Origin of the sequence: Microbacterium maritypicum MF109 (assembly GCF_000455825.1) — a bacterium.
Lineage (GTDB): Bacteria > Actinomycetota > Actinomycetes > Actinomycetales > Microbacteriaceae > Microbacterium > Microbacterium maritypicum_A.
In genome coordinates, this window is record NZ_ATAO01000030.1 from 1 (window position 1) to 509 (window position 509).

Below are 509 nucleotides of genomic sequence, written 5' to 3' on the forward strand. Positions count from 1 at the left end.
GCCTTCGGGGTGCTCGAGAACGGGTCTCTGGTATTCGGACTGCCGGGCAACCCCGTGAGCGTGGCGGTGTCGTTCGAGGTGTTCGTGCGCCCCGCCCTGCTCGCGATGCAGGGGCGCTCCGCGATCCACCGACCGCGCGCCGCGTTCACCGCCGACGCATCATGGACGCCGCCGCCGGGCCGACGCCAGTACCTTCCCGCCGTCGTCGACCTCGCGGCCCGCACCGTCCGCCCGGCCACCGCCGGCGGATCGGGATCGCACCTCGCGGGCGGACTCGCCCGTGCGCACGCGTTCGCGATCGTGCCGGCCGAGGTCGAGACCGTGGCCGTGGGCGACGTCATCGATGTCATGCTGGTCGGATGAGCTTTCCTCACCTGGACGCGGCGGGCCGCGCGCACATGGTCGACGTGACCGCGAAGCAGCCGACCGTGCGCACCGCGACGGCCCGAGGCTTCGTCCGCTGCAGCCCCGACGTGATCACCGCCCTCCGCGATGGCACCGTGCCGAAG

At 73.3% G+C, this 509-nt stretch carries 1 protein-coding gene and 1 pseudogene; both read left to right on the forward strand.

Going from position 1 to position 509, the window contains the following annotated elements:
- A pseudogene (locus L687_RS0120750) lies at window positions 1-363 on the forward strand (gephyrin-like molybdotransferase Glp); the annotation flags it as partial.
- Window positions 360-509, forward strand: a 150-nt coding sequence (locus L687_RS0120755) for a cyclic pyranopterin monophosphate synthase MoaC (protein ID WP_323131852.1), incomplete at its 3' end; no start/stop codon positions are given. The pseudogene L687_RS0120750 and the gene L687_RS0120755, both read left to right, overlap by 4 nt.